Source organism: Aeromonas sp. s6 (genome assembly GCF_040907815.1).
Taxonomy (GTDB): Bacteria; Pseudomonadota; Gammaproteobacteria; order Enterobacterales; family Aeromonadaceae; genus Aeromonas; species Aeromonas caviae.
In genome coordinates this window covers 77,274-97,011 of the sequence record NZ_JBFOCN010000095.1, presented here as the reverse complement: position 1 = coordinate 97,011, position 19,738 = coordinate 77,274, and the positions used below count along the sequence as shown (strand labels likewise).

The 19,738-nt window shown below is 62.0% G+C and carries 13 protein-coding genes; 4 read left to right on the top strand and 9 right to left on the bottom strand.

The window, feature by feature from the left end; translation table 11 throughout:
* Nucleotides 1-69: 69 nt before the first annotated feature.
* A complete protein-coding gene (locus tag AB5Y50_RS14875) occupies nucleotides 70-687 on the bottom strand; it encodes a LysE family translocator (protein WP_202007094.1) in 618 nt (205 codons plus the stop codon).
* 76 nt (nucleotides 688-763) lie between these two features.
* Here AB5Y50_RS14875 and AB5Y50_RS14870 point away from each other — a divergent pair, with 76 nt between their 5' ends.
* Entirely contained in the window at nucleotides 764-1,681 is a 918-nt protein-coding gene (locus AB5Y50_RS14870; RefSeq protein ID WP_202007092.1) for a LysR family transcriptional regulator, read from the top strand.
* Here the strand turns inward: AB5Y50_RS14870 and AB5Y50_RS14865 are convergent.
* The 3 genes from AB5Y50_RS14865 to AB5Y50_RS14855 all read right to left on the bottom strand — a co-directional run bounded on the left by AB5Y50_RS14865 (nucleotide 1,678) and on the right by AB5Y50_RS14855 (nucleotide 8,611).
* Nucleotides 1,678-3,249 carry a cyclic diguanylate phosphodiesterase gene (locus AB5Y50_RS14865; protein ID WP_041211776.1) on the bottom strand — a complete coding sequence of 524 codons (1,572 nt, stop codon included), beginning with the start codon at nucleotides 3,247-3,249 and terminating at the stop codon, nucleotides 1,678-1,680. The genes AB5Y50_RS14870 and AB5Y50_RS14865 overlap by 4 nt on opposite strands.
* 231 nt (nucleotides 3,250-3,480) lie before the next feature.
* Nucleotides 3,481-6,078: a bifunctional aconitate hydratase 2/2-methylisocitrate dehydratase gene (gene acnB / locus AB5Y50_RS14860; protein ID WP_319882742.1), complete on the bottom strand. Its 2,598-nt coding sequence runs from the start codon at nucleotides 6,076-6,078 to the stop codon at nucleotides 3,481-3,483.
* 229 nt (nucleotides 6,079-6,307) lie between these two features.
* Nucleotides 6,308-8,611, bottom strand: a complete 2,304-nt coding sequence (locus tag AB5Y50_RS14855; RefSeq protein WP_319882741.1) for a patatin-like phospholipase family protein — start codon at nucleotides 8,609-8,611, stop codon at nucleotides 6,308-6,310.
* A 273-nt stretch (nucleotides 8,612-8,884) separates the two neighbouring features.
* Here AB5Y50_RS14855 and AB5Y50_RS14850 point away from each other — a divergent pair, with 273 nt between their 5' ends.
* Nucleotides 8,885-10,795 carry a methyl-accepting chemotaxis protein gene (locus AB5Y50_RS14850; RefSeq protein WP_290434678.1) on the top strand — a complete coding sequence of 637 codons (1,911 nt, stop codon included), beginning with the start codon at nucleotides 8,885-8,887 and terminating at the stop codon, nucleotides 10,793-10,795.
* Nucleotides 10,796-10,938: 143 nt separating this feature from the next.
* A complete protein-coding gene (locus AB5Y50_RS14845; RefSeq protein ID WP_202007084.1) occupies nucleotides 10,939-11,121 on the top strand; it encodes a hypothetical protein in 183 nt (60 codons plus the stop codon).
* A 73-nt stretch (nucleotides 11,122-11,194) separates the two neighbouring features.
* On the opposite strand, the gene lpdA is transcribed toward AB5Y50_RS14845, so the two are convergent.
* From lpdA to ampD, 5 genes are all read right to left on the bottom strand, one after another.
* Nucleotides 11,195-12,622, bottom strand: a complete 1,428-nt coding sequence (lpdA, locus tag AB5Y50_RS14840; protein WP_010675812.1) for a dihydrolipoyl dehydrogenase — start codon at nucleotides 12,620-12,622, stop codon at nucleotides 11,195-11,197.
* Between the two features lie 148 nt (nucleotides 12,623-12,770).
* Nucleotides 12,771-14,660 (bottom strand): pyruvate dehydrogenase complex dihydrolipoyllysine-residue acetyltransferase, encoded by a 1,890-nt coding sequence (aceF, locus tag AB5Y50_RS14835; protein ID WP_319882739.1) that lies wholly within the window; start codon nucleotides 14,658-14,660, stop codon nucleotides 12,771-12,773.
* Nucleotides 14,661-14,780: 120 nt separating this feature from the next.
* A complete protein-coding gene (gene aceE, locus AB5Y50_RS14830) occupies nucleotides 14,781-17,441 on the bottom strand; it encodes a pyruvate dehydrogenase (acetyl-transferring), homodimeric type (protein WP_039040509.1) in 2,661 nt (886 codons plus the stop codon).
* A gap of 83 nt (nucleotides 17,442-17,524) precedes the next feature.
* Entirely contained in the window at nucleotides 17,525-18,289 is a 765-nt protein-coding gene (pdhR, locus tag AB5Y50_RS14825) for a pyruvate dehydrogenase complex transcriptional repressor PdhR (protein ID WP_010675815.1), read from the bottom strand.
* 276 nt (nucleotides 18,290-18,565) lie between these two features.
* A complete protein-coding gene (ampD, locus tag AB5Y50_RS14820) occupies nucleotides 18,566-19,138 on the bottom strand; it encodes a 1,6-anhydro-N-acetylmuramyl-L-alanine amidase AmpD (protein WP_048208561.1) in 573 nt (190 codons plus the stop codon).
* A gap of 128 nt (nucleotides 19,139-19,266) precedes the next feature.
* Here ampD and AB5Y50_RS14815 point away from each other — a divergent pair, with 128 nt between their 5' ends.
* On the top strand, nucleotides 19,267-19,737 hold the full coding sequence (locus tag AB5Y50_RS14815; protein WP_041211784.1) for a TIGR02281 family clan AA aspartic protease: 471 nt from the start codon (nucleotides 19,267-19,269) through the stop codon (nucleotides 19,735-19,737).
* Nucleotide 19,738 lies beyond the last annotated feature (1 nt).

Here is a 19,738-nt window from a genome sequence, read left to right as displayed (position 1 = left end):
GTGGCTGCCAAGGCATGAAAAACAAGACCCTATAGTCGGGGGTGGATAGGGGGAGCGCCCCTCCCCGCCTCAGCGCGTCTGCTGGGTCAATGCCAGCAACATGCCGAATCCCACCAGCAGGCCCCCGAACACCCGATCGATCCAGTGGCGTACCGCCAGCAGTCGGTCCCGCACCGCAGGGGTGGAGAAGAAGAGCGCCACCGCACCAAACCAGAGGGCGTGCGCCAGCGCGATGAAGGCGCCATAGCCGATCTGGACCGCCAGCGGCGTCTGCGGCTGCACCACCTGCATGAAGAGGCTGACGATGAAGATGGTCGTCTTGGGATTGAGCACATTGGTCAGAAATCCGATGCGCAGCGCACCCGGACTGGAGAGGGCAGGCTGACAGATGCTCTCTTCATCGGCAGCCGGTTTGGCCCGCAGCATCTTGATGCCGAGGAAAATGAGATAGGCGGCCCCTGCCAGCTTGATGAGGTTGAACAGCCAGAGGGATTGCTGGATCAGCAGGCCCACCCCCAGCAGGGTGTAGGTCACGTGCACGCAGACCCCGGCCGCGATGCCGATCGCCGTCAACACGCCGGTGCGGCGCGAGAGCAGCAGGCTGTTGCGCGACACCATGGCAAAGTCGGGTCCGGGGCTGATGACGGCAAAGAGGGTAATGGCGACAACGGCTAACAGTTCGGTCATGAAAAGAGTCCTGATTAGAGGGGATATCGGCTATTTTATTTGCCAATAACACCAATAACGAACGATGATTTCTGACATGAATGGTGAAAAAAACTCACAAAAAGCCCTCTCGCTTCCCTCCCTTACCGCCCTGCGCTGTTTCGAGGTGGCGGCCCGCACCGAGCATTTCGGCCGCGCCGCCGATGAACTGCATCTCACCCATGGCGCCATCAGCCGGGCGGTACGACTGCTCGAGGAGGATCTGGGGGTCATGCTGTTCGATCGGCGCCAGCGCCGGGTCTTTCTGACCGACGCGGGTGAACGGTTCTATCAGGCGGTCAGAGAGGGGTTGGGCAGCATCCGCCAGACGGCGCAGGCCCTGCGCCAGCAGAGCCGCCCTCAATCACTGGTGCTCTCCTGCGAACCCACCCTTCTGATGCGCTGGCTGATCCCGCGCTGGCCCGCCTTCCAGGCTCTGCACCCGGAGCTGGACGTACACCTGATGGCGGGCGGCGGCGCCCTCAGCTTTGGCAGCGGCATCGATCTCGCCATCCGGCGCAACGACTTTCACTGGCCTGCCGAGCTCTACAGCCAGTTGCTGTTCGAAGAGCGGACCGGCCCTGTCTGCCCGCCGGGCAAGGTGGCGCACTTCTTTGAATCCAGGGGGGATGTGCAGGCCCTCAGGCCAACGGCCCCCCGTCTGCACACCAAGACCCGTCCGGGCGCCTGGCTGGAGTGGCAGCAGCACGCAGGTATGTCCGCCGACGAGGAGGTGCCGGGTCAGACCTTCGAGCACTTCTATTTCAGCCTGCAGGCGGCAGTCGCCGGGCTGGGAGTCGCCATCGGCCCCTACCGCCAGGTGTGCGACGATATCGAGGCCGGCCTGCTGGTGGCACCGCTCGGCTTCGTCCCCGACGGCACCGGCTATCACCTGCTCGCCCCCGCCCCTCCCGAACCCGGCAGCCCCCACGACATCCTGGTGAACTGGCTGCACAGCCTGGTGGGCGCGGCCTAGCCCTGGGCGGTGCGCCCGGCGGCGACCTGTATCTCTCCCGCCGTCAGCTCCCGGCAGAACTGGCGTATCGGCATGGGGCGGGCAAACAGGTATCCCTGCAGATACTGGACCCCCTTGCCTCTCAGATAGGCGGCCTGCTGCTCCGTCTCTACCCCTTCGGCCACCAGGGACAACCCCAGCCGTCCCCCAAGGTCGATGACGTTGTCCACGATGTGCTCGGAGAGGGACTCCGTCCCGATACGGCCGATAAAGGAGCGGTCGATCTTGAGATAGTCCACGTGGAATTGCTGCAGATAGATGAGGCTGGAGTGGCCGGTGCCAAAGTCATCGATGGCGAGCTGCACCCCCATCTCGTCGAGCTGGCGAAACAGGGAGAGGGTCTGCGGGCTGGTCACCAGCAGCTCCCGCTCCGTGAGCTCCAGCACCAGCACCACCCGTCCCGGAACGAAATGGCCGAGGAAGTCGCGGCACTCCGCCACCAGGGAGAGGTCCCGGCAGTGGATGGCACTGATGTTGAAGCTGATGTGAAATGCCTCGGGCAACTGCTCCTGTACCGGGTGGAGTGTCTTGGCCACCGTCTTCATCAGGTTGACCGTCATGGGCACGATCAGGCCAGACTCTTCCGCCTGGGGGATGAAGAGATCGGGGCGGATCAGCCCCTCGGTGGCATGTTGCCAGCGCATCAGTACCTCGGCTCCCACCATCTTGCCGCCCTTGCTGGCGATCAGCGGTTGCAGATAGGGGACAAACTCCCTGGCTCGCAGCCCGCGTCTCAGCTCGTCCGTCAGGGCCCCCGGCCGCCCAAGCAGCCACCACACCAGCAGTGAGAGCACCAGCGAACTGGCTCCCAGCCAGATCAGCTGCAGATGGCGAGCCTCCCACAGGGCACGCCAGTAGATCGGCATGGCATAACCGGCGTGGATGGTGAAGGGGTAACGCTGGGAGGCGAGTATCAGGGCAAACTTGCTGTGCAGTTTCGGCGGATCGCTTTGGAAGTGGCCGGACTCATCGAGCCAGGCGGACCCCACCTGCAAGAACAGCTCGCTGGGATCGCTGCTCAGGGTGAGCATGAAACTGAGCTGGCTGCTGTCAATGGCGCTCAGTGCCGCATCACGCCCCCGCTCCTGACGCACCACCAGCAAGGGGTGATTCTTGCGCACCAGGTTACCGCTCATCAGCAGCAACTTGCGATCCGTGTAGCGGGAGCCGTCATCCACTTCCCTGGCAGGCCCGAACAGCGAGGTGCAGTTGATGATCCCCTGTCGCACCAGATTGATGGAGCGCAGGAACGGCTCCAGCGCCACCCGCTTGCGCAGCAGCAACAGGTTGTCGCTGCAGGAGCGACCGGCCAGCGGCAATACCTCGAGGTTGGCCCGCTCGGCCTGATCCAGCATGCGCTCCAGCAAGGTTCTGGCCTTGCTGGCTGACGCACTGGCATCGTTTTTCAGCTCCTGCTCGTAGCTGTCATGCACCATCCACCCTCCCACCACCAGGGGCAGGGCCAACACCAGCAGGGCACAACCAAGGCGCCACTTCATGCGGGCCAGATCAATCCGGAACAGAAACATAGCAACCACGCCGCAATGCGCGGGCCCGCTTCGCAGGTACCGCGGTATAAAAATGCCCACCAGGAAGCGGTGGGGCCATCATGGCCAGACAACGAAAGCGCAACGCGCGTACCAGGCAAATCGACGACGCCGTTGCTGGGCATGGCGGGTCATTATCGCGCAGCCCCCTGAAATGGAAAATGCCGCGTCGAGACGCGGCATTGTTATTTTCAGTGGTCAGACCGGCGAGTCTCAGACCGCTTGCTGCAGGATCACCGCATCGGCCTTCTTGGTGTAGGAGGCGATCTCGTTGAAGTTCAGGTAGCGGTAGGTGTCGGCCGCAGTGGCGTCCAGGGTCTTGGCGTACTGCAGATACTCTTCCACGGTCGGGATCTTGCCGATGATGGCGGCAACCGCGGCCAGCTCCGCAGAAGCCAGATAGACGTTGGCACCCTTGCCCAGACGGTTCGGGAAGTTGCGGGTGGAGGTGGAGACCACGGAGGCCCCTTCCGCCACGCGCGCCTGGTTGCCCATACAGAGGGAACAGCCGGGTATTTCGATGCGAGCACCGACCCGACCAAAGATGCCGTAGTAGCCCTCTTCGGTCAGCTGATCCTTGTCCATCTTGGTGGGGGGGGCGATCCACATGCGGGTCGGCAGCTCGCCCTGGTACTTCTCGAGCAGCTTGCCGGCAGCGCGGAAGTGGCCGATGTTGGTCATGCAGGAACCGATGAACACCTCGTCAATCTTGTCACCCGCCACGTCGCTCAGCAGACGGGCGTCGTCCGGATCGTTCGGCGCACACAGGATAGGTTCCTTGATGGTGGCCAGGTCGATCTCGATGATTTCGGCGTACTCGGCGTCCTTGTCCGCTTCCATCAGTACCGGGTTGGCCAGCCACTCTTCCATCCCCTTGATGCGGCGGGTGATGGTGCGCACGTCGCCGTAGCCTTCAGAGAGCATCCACTTCAGCATCACAATGTTGGACTTCAGATACTCGATGATCGGCTCTTTATCCAGCTTGATGGTGCAACCGGCGGCGGAACGCTCGGCGCTGGCGTCCGCCAGCTCGAATGCCTGCTCCACTTTGAGGGTCGGCAGACCTTCGATCTCGAGGATGCGGCCGGAGAAGATGTTCTTCTTGCCCGCTTTCTCGACGGTCAGCAACCCTTTCTGGATGGCAGCGTAGGGGATGGCATGGACCAGATCACGCAGGGTGATGCCCGGCTGCAGCTCGCCCTTGAAGCGCACCAGCACGGATTCCGGCATGTCCAGCGGCATCACGCCGGTGGCGGCGGCGAAGGCCACGAGGCCGGAGCCCGCCGGGAAGGAGATACCAATGGGGAAACGGGTGTGGGAGTCACCACCGGTACCCACGGTATCCGGCAGCAGCATGCGGTTCAGCCAGGAGTGGATGACGCCGTCACCCGGACGCAGAGAGACACCGCCGCGGTTCATGATGAAGTCCGGCAGGGTGTGGTGAGTCTGTACGTCGATGGGCTTCGGATAAGCGGCGGTGTGGCAGAAGGACTGCATGGTCAGATCGGCGGAGAAACCGAGGCAGGCGAGATCTTTCAGCTCGTCGCGGGTCATGGGGCCCGTGGTGTCCTGGGAGCCGACCGTGGTCATCTTGGGTTCGCAGTAGGTGCCCGGGCGAATGCCCTTCACGCCGCACGCCTTGCCCACCATCTTCTGGGCCAGGGTGAAGCCTTTGCCGGTGTCGGCAACAGGCTGCGGACGACGGAACACGGTGGAGAACGGCAGACCCAGCGCTTCGCGGGCCTTGTCGGTCAGGCCGCGGCCGATGATCAGCGGAATGCGGCCACCGGCGCGCACTTCGTCGATCAGCACGTCGGTTTTCAGTTCAAACTGGGCCAGCACCTGGTCGGTGCCGTGCTTGCAGATCTTGCCCTGGTACGGGTAGATGTCGATGACATCGCCCATCTCCAGTTTGGAGACGTCCACTTCGATGGGCAGGGCGCCGGCATCTTCCATGGTGTTGAAGAAGATGGGGGCAATCTTGCCGCCGAGGCAAACGCCGCCGGCACGCTTGTTCGGCACGAACGGAATGTCGTCGCCCATAAACCAGAGCACGGAGTTGGTGGCGGATTTACGGGAAGAGCCGGTACCGACCACGTCACCCACGTAGGCCAGCGGGAAACCTTTCTCTTTCAGGGCATCGATGGTCTTGATGGGGCCGATGACGCCATCCTTGTCCGGGGTGATGCCGGGACGAGCGTTCTTCAGCATCGCCAGGGCGTGCAGCGGAATGTCCGGGCGGGACCAGGCGTCCGGCGCCGGCGACAGATCGTCGGTGTTGGTTTCGCCGGTCACCTTGAACACGGTGACGGTGATCTTCTCGGCCAGGGCCGGGCGGTTCAGGAACCACTCGGCGTCGGTCCAGGATTGCAGCACCTGCTTGGCGTGGGCATTGCCCGCCTTGGCCTTCTCTTCCACGTCGTGGAAGGAGTCGAACATCAGCAGGGTGTGGGAAAGGCCCTTGGCGGCAAGAGGAGCCAGGGTCGCATCGTCCAGCAGGTCGATCAGCGGCTGAATGTTGTAACCACCCTGCATGGTACCGAGCAGCTCGACGGCTTCGGCGGCAGTCAGGATGGGGGAATGGGCCTCGCCCTTGGCGACGGCAGTGAGGAAGCCAGCTTTCACATAGGCCGCTTCATCAACACCCGGGGGAATGCGGGAGGACAACAGTTCTTTCAGAAAGTCCTGTTCGCCGGCGGGCGGATTCTTGATCAGCTCAACCAGGGCGGCGACCTGCTCTGCGTCCAGAGGTTTGGCAACCACGCCTTCGGCGGCACGTTCTGCGACGTGTTTACGGTATGTTTCAAGCACGACTAATTCCTCTTTGGTCTTTTTTTTGGGGTTCGCCCAAGCTCGCGGCGATCGTCCTTGCGGGACACCCGTAGGGTGCCCCCCACTATATAAGTTTTAACGACTAATTAAAATCCAAACCCTGTGCAGTTATTCATCAAACCAGCATAACCATATAAACCCATTAGGTTTTTTTAGAGTGACAAGCCGCCCACCCAAGGTGAGTTAACAAAAAGGCAGCATTTCGCCCTTATTGGAACGTAGTGCCTAATTGCAGATAGAACATGTCGTGTCCCCCCTCCGCCACGCCATAGCCGAGGAAGATGGGACCGAGGAAACTCTCCACCCCCATATAGAGGGAACCCGAGGTATAGGAGGATTCGATACTGATGTCCTCTCCCTTGTCCCAGACCCCCCCTTGCTCGAGGGAGCCCCCGAGGAACAGGGGCGCCTTGAAGGCACCGAAGTCGTTGTCCGCCACCCGGTAGATGTAGCGCAATCCGCCGAACAGGCTGTAGCGACCGCTCAACTGGTAATGCTGGAAGCCGGACATGCGGAACAGCCCCCCCAGATCCTGCACGAACAGCGGTACCGTCTCCTGGGAGCTTGAGCCGCCCCCTTCCAGCATCAGGTTGAGGCTGTGCCTGTCCCAGGACCAGGGCTTGATCATCACCAGCCGGTAATTCACCCCCTCGGCCTGCTCGGAGGGGCCGTCCGAGGGGTCCAGATCGACGTAGGAGTAGCCCCCCTTGATGTCCCAGTAGACCCCCTGATAGGGGAAGTAGCGGCTGTCGAGAGTGTCGTGCTCGAAGCGGATGTAGGGTCCCCAGGCGGAGGCATCGGCATCCGCGTTGGTGAGGTTCTGGATCTCCACGCTGCCGATCTTGCCCTCCAGCCCAAGGGAGAAGCGGCTCCAGGGCTGGCGATTCCAGCCGACGGCAAGATCCACGCTGGTGAAGCTGTACTCGGAGTCCAGATAGCTGACCCCGGACGACGACCTGCTCTCTTCCGGGAAGAAGACGCGTCGCTGGGTCTTGTCGTAGGCCAGGCTCGTCTCGCCGAAGTAGGTCTGGGAGGGCTCCAGCGGGGTGTAGAAGTCGGTCTTGAGGTGCTTGGCGGTCCCGAGGGACGCCTCGGTCAGCCACTCGCCTCCCCAGTCGTTGACGTTGGTGAGGGTGTAGGACATGCCGACGTTGTAGTTGGAGCTGCTCTCGAAGTCATCGGAGAAGCCGAGCTGGAAGTTGAGATAACCCGGCCCCCAGTTCTTCTCGCTGGCGTCCACCACCAGCACGTTCTCCCCGTCCCGCTCCTCCACCTCGTAGGTGATGCGATCGAACGACTCCAGGGCGTAGAGGCGACGGATCCCCGCCTCCAGGCTCTCGTAGGTCTGCACCTTGTCCGGACGCACGTTCAGCATGGCCCGCACCGTGTCGTCGGAGAGGCGCGACTTGTTGATGATCTCCACCTTGTCGATGTAGTAGGCGGGCTGGCCGCTGCGCTCGGCGCGCCGGCTCAGCTTGCCGTTGCGATAGTCGGCGTAGGCGGCGGGCGAGAGAGAGAGTGCATCGAGCCGGGCCGCTGCACTGTTGGCGACCGCCTCCCCGATCTTGATCCCCTCCGGCATCAGGGCGAAGTCGGCGATCCCCATGTTGCCGAACTCGGGGGTCAGCAGGATGTCCCTGGGGCCGAGCAGCGCCTTCTGCTTTTCGGTCCCCACCTGGGTCATGTAGGTGGTGAGCTGATCGATCATGGCCAATCCCGACTTGAGGGACTCCCGGGTACGCAGCTTGGCGCTGATGTCCACCGCGATCACCACGTCGGCCCCCATGGCCTTGGCCACGTCCACCGGCATGTTGTTGACCGTGCCACCATCGGCCAGGATGCGGCCGTCCCACTCCACCGGCTTGAGGGCACCGGGAATGGACATGGAGGCCTGCATTGCCTTGGCGAGGCTGCCGTGATCCAGCACGAAGGGGGTCACCGTCTCCATGTCGGTCGCCACCGCGCGATAGGGGATAGGCAGGTTGTCGAAACTCTTTTGCGCCGGCAGGTTGGAGGTGGCGTGGCGCAGCAGGCTGGCCATGGACTGTCCCTGGAAGAAGCCGTGCGGCAGCTGGGTCTGGTCACCGTTGACCCCGATGTCGGTGCGCAGCTGGTACTTCTCGGTCTGCTGCTTCTTGCGCAGGGATAGCTCGTCGCGCCCCACCTTGTCCTGATAGCCCTTGTTCCAGTCGATGGCCAGCGTCGTGCGCTCCACCTCCTCGGCGCTGAGCCCCATGGCATACATGCCCGCCACATAGGAGCCCATGCTGGTCCCGACGATGATGTCCACCGGGATGTGCTTTGCCTCCAGCACCTTGAGCACCCCGATATGGGCCGACCCCTTGGCCCCGCCGCCGCTCAGTACCAGGGCGATCCTCGGACGCTCCATCTTGGTTGCCCCCGGGTTTCTGGCCGAAGGCGCGGGATCATTGGCTCCGGCCGCCGCCATGAACGGCAGGGTCGCCAGCAGGAGCACGAGCAGGTGGGTCCATCCCCGATGAAAGATGCGCATATGAGAGTCCATAAATCCGGTGCGAGTCGAGCGGGCAGGCCGCCAGTCAGGTGCAGCCTACTATAAGTGCAAGCACTTTAACCGCAAGCCGGGGTGCTGGCGAGGGGTCGCCCCGCTTGCGACGATGTCTCGGCAAAATCGGGCGCCAATCCAGCCCAATCCGGGTGTGAGCGCAAACGTTAATCGACAATAAAGGCTCCCGCCGCCTCAAGAGCGCGCCAAATCAGCCGCTATTATGAGTTCAACCCTGGTTCACACTTCCGAGTCACCCTTATGTTCGCAAGCCTGACACTGAAACAGAAAATTCTGGCCACCGTCATCCTCGCCGTGGCCCTCTCCTGCCTGCTGGTGGGCTATTTCAGCCAGCGTTCTGCCCAGCAGCTGATCGAGGACCGCATGTTCGAGCAGGAGCTGCCCAACCTGACCCAGCGCATCGGCAAGGAGATCGAAAAGGATCTCACTTCGGTCGCCAATGCCGCCAGACAGCTTGCCAACGACCGCTTCGTGCTGGACTGGGTCGAGCGCGGCATGCCCAAGGAGCAGGAGTCCATCCTCATCAACCAGCTCAAGGACATGACGAGCCAGTATGGTCTGGTCACCGCCTCCTTCGCCGATCGTCAGAGTGCCGCCTACTACAACCAGGACGGTTTTCTGCGCATCCTGAACCACGAGCAGGACAACTGGTTCTATGACTACACCAAGAGCCGCCAGGATCTGATGCTTAGCATCTTTCGGGAGAGCAACGGCGAGGTGAAACTGTTCGTCAACTTCCAGCAACTCGACGGACGCGGCCTCGCCGGCCTCGCCAAATCCCTCGACAGCATGGTCAGCATGCTCGCCAACTTCCGCATCGGCGACAGCGGCTTCGTCTTCATGACAGACGGCAGCGGCAAGGTGAAGCTGCACCCCGACGCCGCCCGCATCGATCGGGACAACCTGACCCAGCTGGCCAGCGGCAGTAGCACCAACCTGCTCAACAAGCAGCCCTTTGCCGCCACCCATGCCGAGGTCGACGGCCAGCCAGTAATCCTGGCCAGCAGCTACATCCCCCTGCTCGACTGGTATCTGGTGGCCCAGGTGCCGGAGGCCGAGATTTATGCCGAACTGGACAGAGCGCGCCTGCACATGGTGCTGGTCAGCCTGGCCATCGCCGTCGGCATGGGGCTGCTCGGCGTTCTCCTGGCGGGCTCCGTGAGCCGCCCCCTCAACGAACTGGCCCGCCTGTTCCGCGAACTCGGCAGCGGTGATGGCGACCTCACCCATCGCCTCAAGGTCGATGGCCGTGACGAACTGGCCCAGGTGGCGACCGGCTTCAACAACTTTGTCGCCAAGATCCACGGCTCCATCGAACAGGTGGCGAGCAACTCCCGCCAGCTCGCCGCCACCGCCAACGAGGTGGCAGCCAAAGCCCAGCTCACCCAGCACAACTGCACCGCCCAGCGGGATCGCACCGTCCAGGTCGCCACCGCCATCCACGAGATGGGGGCCACCGTCACCGAGATCGCCGGCAATGCGTCTCTCGCCGCCGACGTCGCCAAGCAGGCCAACGAGCAGGCCGATGCGGGGGCCCAGGTCGTCGCCCAGGCCCGTCACGGCATCGTCGGCCTCTCCGGTGAAATCGAACAGGTCGCCGGGGTCATCGAGTCCCTGGCGAGCCAGACCGACTCCATCGGCAGCATCCTCGACACCATCCGCAGCATCTCGGAGCAGACCAACCTGCTGGCCCTCAACGCCGCCATCGAGGCCGCCCGCGCCGGCGAGCAGGGCCGAGGCTTCGCCGTGGTGGCCGACGAGGTGCGCAACCTCGCCAGCCGCTCCGCCGCCTCCACCGCCGAGATCCAGGGCATGATCAACAGCCTCCAGGAGCAGAGCGCCCGCGCCGTCAGCGCCATGGCCCAGGGCCGCAACCAGAGCCTGCGGGTGGTGACCCAGGCCGACGAGGCCAACGGCGCCCTCGACCAGATCACCGGACACATCACCCAGATCAGCGACATGAACATCCAGGTCGCCACCGCCACCGAAGAGCAGTCGAGCGTGGTGGGCGAACTCAACCGCAACGTGGAGGACATCAACCAGCTCACCATGGAGACCGCCGACATCGCCCATCACCTGACTGAGTCGAGCCGCAACCTGCAGCACCTCTCCGGTGAGCTCGACAAGCTGGTCGGCAACTTCCGCCTCTGAGCGTCCGGCACCTCTTCCTGACCCGCACCAGGGCGCTTCGGCGCCCTTCTTCATGACCACGGCAAGCCGTGACGCACGGGGGATACGTCGTCTCCCACCGCCCTGCCACATGCCTCATAATCAGGAAAACGCGAGGAGGTATGATGGGCAAGCTGGTCGTGATGATAGTGCTGGGGGTGCTGCTCAGTGCCTGCAGCAGCGGGCCCGTGCGGGTGCACGGGGCCGATGTGAGCGTGGACGATACCCGGATCCGGGTCAGTGATGGGGATCGCGGAGGCGACGGTACCTTCTGCCCACCGGGACAGGCCAAGAAGGGGCGCTGCTGACCGCTGGGTGCCGAAAGACAGACAACAAAAAGCCGCTCCATGGAGCGGCTTTTCTTATGAAACGGGCAGAAGATTATTTTTTCTTCTTGGCCTTGGCGTTCGGCAGGTCGGTGATGGAGCCTTCGAACACTTCGGCAGCCAGACCCACGGACTCGTGCAGAGTCGGGTGAGCGTGGATGGTCAGCGCGATGTCTTCAGCGTCGGCACCCATCTCGATGGCCAGACCGATTTCACCCAGCAGTTCACCGCCGTTGGTACCCACGATGGCACCACCGATGACGCGGCCGCTCTCCTTGTCGAAGATCAGCTTGGTCATGCCGTCGGAGCAGTCGGACGCGATGGCGCGACCGGAAGCAGCCCACGGGAAGGTGGCGACTTCGAAGTTCAGACCCTGTTGCTTGGCTTCCTTCTCGGTCAGACCCACCCAGGCCATCTCAGGCTCGGTATAGGCGATGGACGGGATCACTTTCGGGTCGAAGTAGTGCTTCTTGCCGGCGATGACTTCGGCCGCCACGTGGCCTTCGTGTACACCCTTGTGGGCCAGCATGGGCTGACCGACGATGTCGCCGATGGCGTGGATGTGGGCCACGTTGGTACGCAGCTGCTTGTCGACTTCGATGAAACCGCGCTCGTTGACGGCAACACCAGCCTTCTCGGCATCCAGCATCTTGCCGTTCGGCACACGGCCTACGGCAACCAGCACGTTGTCGTAGCGAACCGGCTCGGCCGGGGCGTGCTTGCCTTCGTAGGAGACGTACAGGCCGTCTTCACGGGCTTCAACGGCGGTAACCTTGGTCTCCAGCATGATGTTGAATTTCTTGGCAACGCGCTTGGTGTAGATCTTGACGATGTCTTTGTCGGCAGCCGGTACCAGCTGGTCGGCAAACTCCACCACGTCGATCTCGGAACCCAGGGAGGAGTACACGGTACCCATCTCCAGACCGATGATGCCGCCACCGATGACCAGCAGCTTGCCAGGAACGGTCGTCAGCTCCAGCGCATCGGTAGAGTCCCATACGCGGGGGTCGTCATGGGGGATGAACGGCAGCTTCACCGGACGGGAACCGGCGGCGATGATGGCGTTGTCGAAGGTGACGGTGGTCTTGCCGTCGGCACCTTCCACTTCCAGGGTGTTCGGACCGGTGAACTTGCCGAAACCGTTAACAACCTGGACTTTACGCATCTTGGCCATGCCAGCCAGACCGCCGGTCAGCTGGTTGATGACCTTCTCTTTCCACAGACGCACCTTGTCGATGTCGGTCTGCGGGGCACCGAAGACGATGCCGTGCTCGGCCAGCGCCTTGGCTTCTTCAATGACTTTGGCGACGTGCAGCAGTGCCTTGGACGGGATGCAACCCACGTTCAGACAGACGCCACCCAGGGTGGAGTAACGCTCGACGATAATGGTATCCAGACCCAAGTCAGCCGCACGGAAGGCAGCGGAATAACCGGCAGGGCCAGCACCCAGTACTACGACCTGGGTTTTGATTTCTTTACTCATCATGACCTCTTTGTCGTTCTTATATCCCCGGACAGCACAGTCTTATGCCAAACAAGGCCGCTGCAGCCGTGAAAAAAACGGGGCAAGTTTACAATCCTGTTAACGAAATGAGAAGCAAAAAGGGCGGGCTCTGGGCCCGCCCTCTCACTTACAGGACCAGTCGACGAATGTCGGACAACACACCACTCAGGGTGGTGATGAAGCGGGCACCGTCGGCGCCATCGATGACGCGGTGGTCGTAGCTCAGAGCCAGCGGCAGCATCAGGCGCGGCACGAACTCTTTACCGTTCCACTTCGGCTTCATCTCGGACTTGGAGACGCCCAGGATGGCCACTTCCGGCGCGTTGACGATCGGGGTAAAGCTGGTACCGCCGATGCCACCCAGGCTGGAGATGGTGAAGCAACCGCCCTGCATGTCGGCAGCGGTCAGCTTGCCGGCACGGGCCTTCTTGGAGATCTCGGCCAGATCGCGGGACAGCTCGTGGATGCCCTTCTTGTTGACGTCGCGAACCACCGGAACCACCAGGCCGTTGGGGGTATCCACCGCCACACCGATGTGGATGTACTTCTTCATGATCAGCTTGCTGCCGTCTTCGGACAGGGCGCTGCAGAAGCGCGGATGGGCTTCCAGGGCCTTGGCGGCCGCCTTCAGGATGAACACCAGCGGGGTGATCTTCACGTCCAGCTTCTGCTTCTCGGCCAGGATGTTCTGCTCTTTGCGGAACGCTTCCAGATCCGTGGTATCGGCTTCGTCGAACTGGGTGACGTGGGGGATCATGGCCCAGTTGCGGTGCAGGGCAGGACCGGAGATCTTCTGGATACGGGTCAGTTCCAGCTCTTCGACCGGGCCGAACTTGCTGAAATCAACCTTCGGCCAGGCCACGACGCTCATGCCGTTGCCAGTACCGGTGCCGGCAGCCGGAGCGGACTCGGCGCGCTTGACCGCATCCTTCACATAAGCCTGCACGTCTTCTTTGACGATGCGACCCTTGCGACCGGAGGCTTTCACCTTGGCCAGGTTGACACCGAACTCGCGCGCCAGACGGCGTACTGCCGGGGAGGCGTGGACGTAGGCGTCGTTGGCGACGAAATCGGAAGCGGCAGCAGCCTGGGCAACCGGTGCAGGAGCGGCGGCAGCCGGCGCGGCAGCAACGGGCGCTGCGGCAGGAGCCGGAGCAGCCACGGCAGCCGGAGCGGCACCCGCCACTTCGAATACCATGATCAGGGAACCGGTGGAGACCTTGTCACCCGCCTTCACCTTGATCTCCTTGACCACACCAGCGAACGGCGCAGGCACTTCCATGGAGGCCTTGTCGCCTTCCACGGTGATCAGGGACTGGTCGGCTTCAACCTTGTCACCCACGGCGACCATGATTTCGGTCACTTCCACTTCGTCACCGCCGATGTCCGGCACGTTGACGTCTTTGGCACCGGCGGCAACCGGAGCAGCGGCAGCCACGGGGGCTGCAGGAGCCGACGCGGCAACAGCGGCCGGGGCAGCGCCCGCCACTTCGAAGACCATCACCAGGGAGCCGGTGGAAACCTTGGCGCCGGCGGCGACCTTGATCTCGACCACGCGGCCCGCGAACGGTGCCGGCACTTCCATGGAGGCCTTGTCACCTTCCACGGCGATGATGGACTGGTCGGCTTCAACCATGTCGCCCACGGCAACCATGATTTCAGTCACTTCGACTTCGTCACCACCGATGTCCGGCACGTTGACGTCCTGACGAGCGGCAGCAGGAGCGGCGGCCGGTGCGGCAGCAACCGGGGCAGCAGCCTGGACCGGAGCCGGTGCGGCAGCACCCTCGGCTTCGAAGACCATGATCTGGGAACCGGTGGCAACCTTGTCGCCCACCTTGATCAGGATCTCTTTGACGATACCGGCGGCGGGGGCCGGGACTTCCATGGAGGCCTTGTCACCTTCCACGGCGATCAGGGACTGGTCCAGCTCGACCTTGTCACCCACGGCCACCATGATCTCGGTGACTTCAACTTCATCGGCACCGATATCCGGCACCATAATCTGTTTGGACATTGCGCTTTATCCTCTTGCGTGCATTCGCGTGGCTGCCTGAGCATCACCACGCGCATCCCGCGTTATCCGTTTAAACCCAGGCAAGGTCGCGCCGGATACCCGGCGCGACACTCAATCCTCTTACGCGTACAGCGGGTTGACCTTGTCGGCATCGATGCCGTACTTGGCGATGGCCTCAGCCACAACCTGCTTGTCTACCTCGCCGCGCTTGGCCAGTTCGGTCAGGGCAGCAACCACTACGTAGAACTCGTTCACTTCGAAGTGACGACGCAGGTTGGCACGGCTGTCGGAGCGGCCGTAACCGTCGGTACCCAGTACACGGTAGTTCTCGGTCGGAACGAAGGCACGCACCTGATCGGCGAAGGACTTCATGTAGTCGGTCGCGGCGATGGTGGCTTCGGAACCCAGTACCTGAGCGATGTAGGGCACACGCGCTTCGGCGGTCGGGTGCAGCATGTTCCAGCGATCCGCGTCCTGACCGTCACGAGCCAGTTCGTTGAAGGAGGTGACGCTGAACACGTCGGAACCCACGCCGTACTCGCTGGCCAGGATCTGGGCGGCAGTGCGCACGTGACCCAGGATGGAACCACAACCCAGCAGCTGTACCTTGGCCTTGGTGCCGGCCACGGTTTCCAGCTTGTAGATACCCTTGCGGATGCCTTCCTCGGCGCCTTCCGGCATGGCCGGCATGGCATAGTTCTCGTTCAGGGTAGTGATGTAGTAGAACACGTTCTCCGGGTTCTCACCGTACATGCGGCGCAGGCCGTCCTGTACGATCACCGCCACTTCATAGGCGTAGGACGGGTCGTAGGAGATGCAGTTCGGGATGGTGTTGGCCAGGATGTGGCTGTGACCATCTTCGTGCTGCAAGCCCTCTCCGTTAAGAGTGGTACGACCGGAGGTCGCGCCCAGCAGGAAGCCACGGGCTTGCTGGTCACCGGCTGCCCACGCCATGTCGCCGATCCGCTGGAAGCCGAACATGGAGTAGTAGATGTAGAACGGGATCATCGGGCAGTCGTTGGTGCTGTAAGAGGTGGCAGCAGCCAGCCAGGAGGACATGGCGCCCAGCTCGTTGATACCGTCTTGCAGAACCTGACCCTGCTTGTCTTCCTTGTAGTAGGAGACGATGTCGCGGTCTTGCGGGGTGTACTGCTGACCGTGCGGGCTGTAGATACCGATCTGGCGGAACAGGCCTTCCATACCGAAGGTACGGGCTTCGTCAGCCAGGATCGGGACGATGCGCTTGCCGATGGACTTGTCTTTCAGCATCACGTTCAGGGAACGCACGAACGCCATGGTGGTGGAGATTTCGCGCGCCTGTTCACCCAGCAGCGGACCGAAGGCATCCAGCGCCGGGATTTCCAGCTTGGTGGTGCTCTCGCGCAGACGGGTCGGTACATAGCCCTTCAGTGCGGCACGGCGGGCGTGCAGGTACTTGTGCTCTTCGGTACCCTCTTCGATCTTCAGGTACGGCAGGTTTTCCAGCTGCTCGTCGGTGACCGGCAGGTTGAAACGATCGCGCAGGTGGCGCACGGAGCCCAGATCCATCTTCTTGACCTGGTGAGCGATGTTCTTGCCTTCGGCCGCTTCGCCCATGCCATAACCCTTGATGGTCTTGGCCAGGATCACGGTCGGCTTGCCCTTGGTCTGTGCAGCCTTGGAGAAGGCGGCGAACAGTTTGCGGGGGTCGTGACCACCACGGTTCAGGGCGAAGATCTCCTCGTCGGTCATGTCTTTGACCAGCGCGGCGGTTTCCGGGTAACGGTTGAAGAAGTGCTCGCGCACGTAGGCACCGTCGCGGGACTTCATGGTCTGGTAGTCACCATCCACGGTCTCGTTCATCAGCTGGATCAGCTTGCCGGAAGTATCTTTCTTCAGCAGCTCATCCCACTTGCGACCCCAGATGACCTTGGTCACGTCCCAGCCAGCGCCGGCGAACAGACCTTCCAGCTCGTTGATGACCTTGCCGTTGCCGACAACCGGACCATCCAGACGCTGCAGGTTGCAGTTGACCACGAACACCAGGTTGTCGAGCTTTTCACGCACGGCAACGGTCAGGGCACCCTTGGCTTCCGGCTCGTCCATCTCGCCGTCACCCAGGAAGGCGTAAACGGTCTGCTCGGAGCAATCCTTGATGCCACGGTCGGTCAGGTACTTCAGGAAACGCGCCTGATAGATGGCGGCGATGGGGCCCAGACCCATGGAAACGGTCGGGAACTGCCAGAATTCCGGCATCAGTTTCGGGTGCGGGTAGGAAGGGATACCCTTTCCATCCACTTCCTGACGGAAGTTGTCCAGCTGCTCTTCGGTCAGGCGACCTTCGGCGAATGCACGGGCGTAGATGCCCGGGGAGATGTGACCCTGGAAGTAGACCAGATCGCCACCGTCCTTCTCGTTGCGGGCACGGAAGAAGTGGTTGTAGCAGACTTCATAGATGGTCGCGGAAGAAGCGAAGGAAGACATGTGACCACCCAGGTCCAGGTCTTTCTTGGAGGCGCGCAGCACGATCATCATGGCGTTCCAGCGGATGATGGCGCGAATGCGGCGTTCCATTTCCAGGTCGCCCGGGTAGGCCGGCTCGTCGCTGGACGGGATGGTGTTGATGTAGTCGCGGTTTGCCTTGGCAGCCACGTCCACACCGCTTGCGCGGGCTTTCTCGGCCAACTGTTCAAGGATGAACTGAGCGCGTTGCGGACCCTCTTCACGCAGCAGGGATTCCAGAGAGGCAAGCCACTCCAGCGTTTCTATCGGGTCCACATCGTTCTTCAGGATATCAGACATGGCTGGTTCCTATGTTGTTGTGATTGCACGGCATTGCACGGCGAAGGGCGCAAGCATTCGACAATTAAGAAAGCCTTGTGGGATTAGTTTTCCTGCTGACGGATCCGACGCATGGATCGCTGGATCCGGCTGTCTTCCCTCTGCATATCCAACAAGGTGTCCTCGATAAAGGCCAGGTGCTCATGACAAGCAGCCCTGGCCCGCTCCGGAGCCCCCGACAGGATAGCCTCGATCAGGCTCGCACGATGGCGACGGATCTTGGCGACCACTCCCGGACGGCGATTCAAAATTTCGTTATTGCGTAAAATGTTCTGCTCGAGCATGGGGCCCATGGCCCGCAACAGATGCAGCAGCACCACGTTGTGGGAGGCCTCGGCCACGGCCAGATAGAACTGGGTCACGGCGGCCGATTCGACCACCAGCGACCCTTGCTGACCGGCTTCTTCGATGGCGGCTTGCGCCAGGCGAATCCGTTCGAAATCAGCCTCGGTGCCCCGCAGCGCCGCATAGTAGGCACAGATGCCTTCCAGCGCGTGACGAAACTCCAGCAGGTCGTACTGGGCTTCCGGGTGAGTGCTGAGCAGTTCGAACAGAGGGTCGGCGATCCCCTTGCTCAGGGCATTTTGTACGTAAGTGCCACCGCCCTGACGACGATACAAGAGTCCTCTCGCTTCCAGGCGCTGGATGGCTTCGCGCAAGGAAGGGCGCGACACCTGAAACTGGATGGCGAGTTCCCGCTCGGGCGGCAACTTCTGGCCCGGCTGCAGGCTGCCTTCCAGAATCATGCTTTCCAGCTCGGCGACAATGGCGTCGGCCAGCTTGGGCTGAGTTATCTTGATATAGGGCATGAGGCTACTTTGTTAAATTGGTATTACCAATTTTATGGTTGGGGCGAAAATTAGCAGAGGGCTTGAAAAAAGTCCACCCAAAAGATGATCTGAATCAAGAAGCTCGGTTGCCACTTTGGGGGTAAGAGCGCGGAATCATGATATAGCTCATAGAAAATGGTCTGACCAATGTTTGTGAGCTTGCTCACCGATAACATTTGTTCAACAACATGAAAAATGGCTTGCCAGACAAGGCAAGCCATTGATTCTAAAAACACAAAATAATTTTTAGATTTTTCACTCAAAGTGAAGCTTTTCCCGATAGCGAGGCCATTCGAAACTGTCACCCGGATCCGTCTTGCGGCCCGGCGCGATGTCGCAGTGGCCGACAATACGGTCCGCCGTGATGGCGGGATAACGGTGAACAATCGCCCGGCTGAGGTCCGACAGTACCTCGTATTGCTTGTCGCTGTAGGGAAGCTCGTCGGCCCCTTCCAGTTCGATCCCGATGGAAAAATCGTTGCACGCCTCCCTCCCCTCCCAGCTCGAGACTCCCGCATGCCATGCCCTGGCGCCAAAAGGCACGTACTGAACCAGTTCCCCATCGCGGCGGATCAGGCAGTGGGCCGAGACCCTCAGTTGATGAATACCGGCGAAATAGGGGTGAGCACCGGGATCGAGGCGCCCCAGAAACAGATCGTCGATAAAGGGGCCACCAAACTGCCCGGGGGGCAGGCTGATACCGTGTATCACCAGCAAGGAGACATCCTCCGGGCTGAGCCTCTCATTGTGATGGGGGGAAGGCACCTTGCGGGCCTGCTCGCACCACCCTTCTCGATCGATGGAAAACAGGGTTGTGGGTTGTGTCATCGTCTGCTCGACTCACAAATGGAAGCGATGTGCCTCTGGCGGGATGGGAAAACTGGGAACAAGTCTCTGAATTCATGGATAACGCTATGTTAGGCTGAGCCATTCACTAGCGCGATATGGGACACACTATGCACCCGATGGCACGCCGTCTCTGGCTGCTCGCCTGGCTCTCGCTGCTGGGTCTGCTGACCCTCTACTTTCATGGTCGTGAACAACCGTCGGTGAGCGCCAGCGGCGATCTGCTGCTCAGGGCCGATGCCAGCGGCCATTATCGTCTGGAGGGTGCCATCAACGACCAGCCGGTGCAACTGCTGCTGGACACAGGAGCAACCCGGGTGACCATACCGAGTCAGGTGGCCGCCCGGCTCGGCCTCGTCGCCACGGGCCGCAGCCGTGTCAACACGGCAGCCGGAGAGATCCAGGTCGAAACCGGCCGGATCGAAAGTCTGGCGATGGGTCCGCTGACCCTGTACGATTTGTCCGTCTTTATCAATCCGGCTGCCGACGGGGAGGAGATCCTGGTGGGCATGAATGCCCTGGGCAGGCTGGAATTGCGCCAGAAAGACAGGCAATTGCTTCTCAGACCCTTGCAGGAATAAG

Bases quoted from the DNA above. Each gene is read 5' to 3' on its own strand.
- pdhR (WP_010675815.1), bottom strand. From the start codon at position 18,289: ATGCCCTATATCAAGATAACTCAGCCCAAGCTGGCCGACGCCATTGTC.
- AB5Y50_RS14855 (WP_319882741.1), bottom strand. From the start codon at position 8,611: ATGCGCATCTTTCATCGGGGATGGACCCACCTGCTCGTGCTCCTGCTG.
- AB5Y50_RS14875 (WP_202007094.1), bottom strand. From the start codon at position 687: ATGACCGAACTGTTAGCCGTTGTCGCCATTACCCTCTTTGCCGTCATC.
- aceF (WP_319882739.1), bottom strand. From the start codon at position 14,660: ATGTCCAAACAGATTATGGTGCCGGATATCGGTGCCGATGAAGTTGAA.
- AB5Y50_RS14815 (WP_041211784.1), top strand. From the start codon at position 19,267: ATGCACCCGATGGCACGCCGTCTCTGGCTGCTCGCCTGGCTCTCGCTG.
- AB5Y50_RS14850 (WP_290434678.1), top strand. From the start codon at position 8,885: ATGTTCGCAAGCCTGACACTGAAACAGAAAATTCTGGCCACCGTCATC.
- AB5Y50_RS14865 (WP_041211776.1), bottom strand. From the start codon at position 3,249: ATGTTTCTGTTCCGGATTGATCTGGCCCGCATGAAGTGGCGCCTTGGT.
- aceE (WP_039040509.1), bottom strand. From the start codon at position 17,441: ATGTCTGATATCCTGAAGAACGATGTGGACCCGATAGAAACGCTGGAG.
- ampD (WP_048208561.1), bottom strand. From the start codon at position 19,138: ATGACACAACCCACAACCCTGTTTTCCATCGATCGAGAAGGGTGGTGC.
- lpdA (WP_010675812.1), bottom strand. From the start codon at position 12,622: ATGAGTAAAGAAATCAAAACCCAGGTCGTAGTACTGGGTGCTGGCCCT.
- AB5Y50_RS14845 (WP_202007084.1), top strand. From the start codon at position 10,939: ATGGGCAAGCTGGTCGTGATGATAGTGCTGGGGGTGCTGCTCAGTGCC.
- AB5Y50_RS14870 (WP_202007092.1), top strand. From the start codon at position 764: ATGAATGGTGAAAAAAACTCACAAAAAGCCCTCTCGCTTCCCTCCCTT.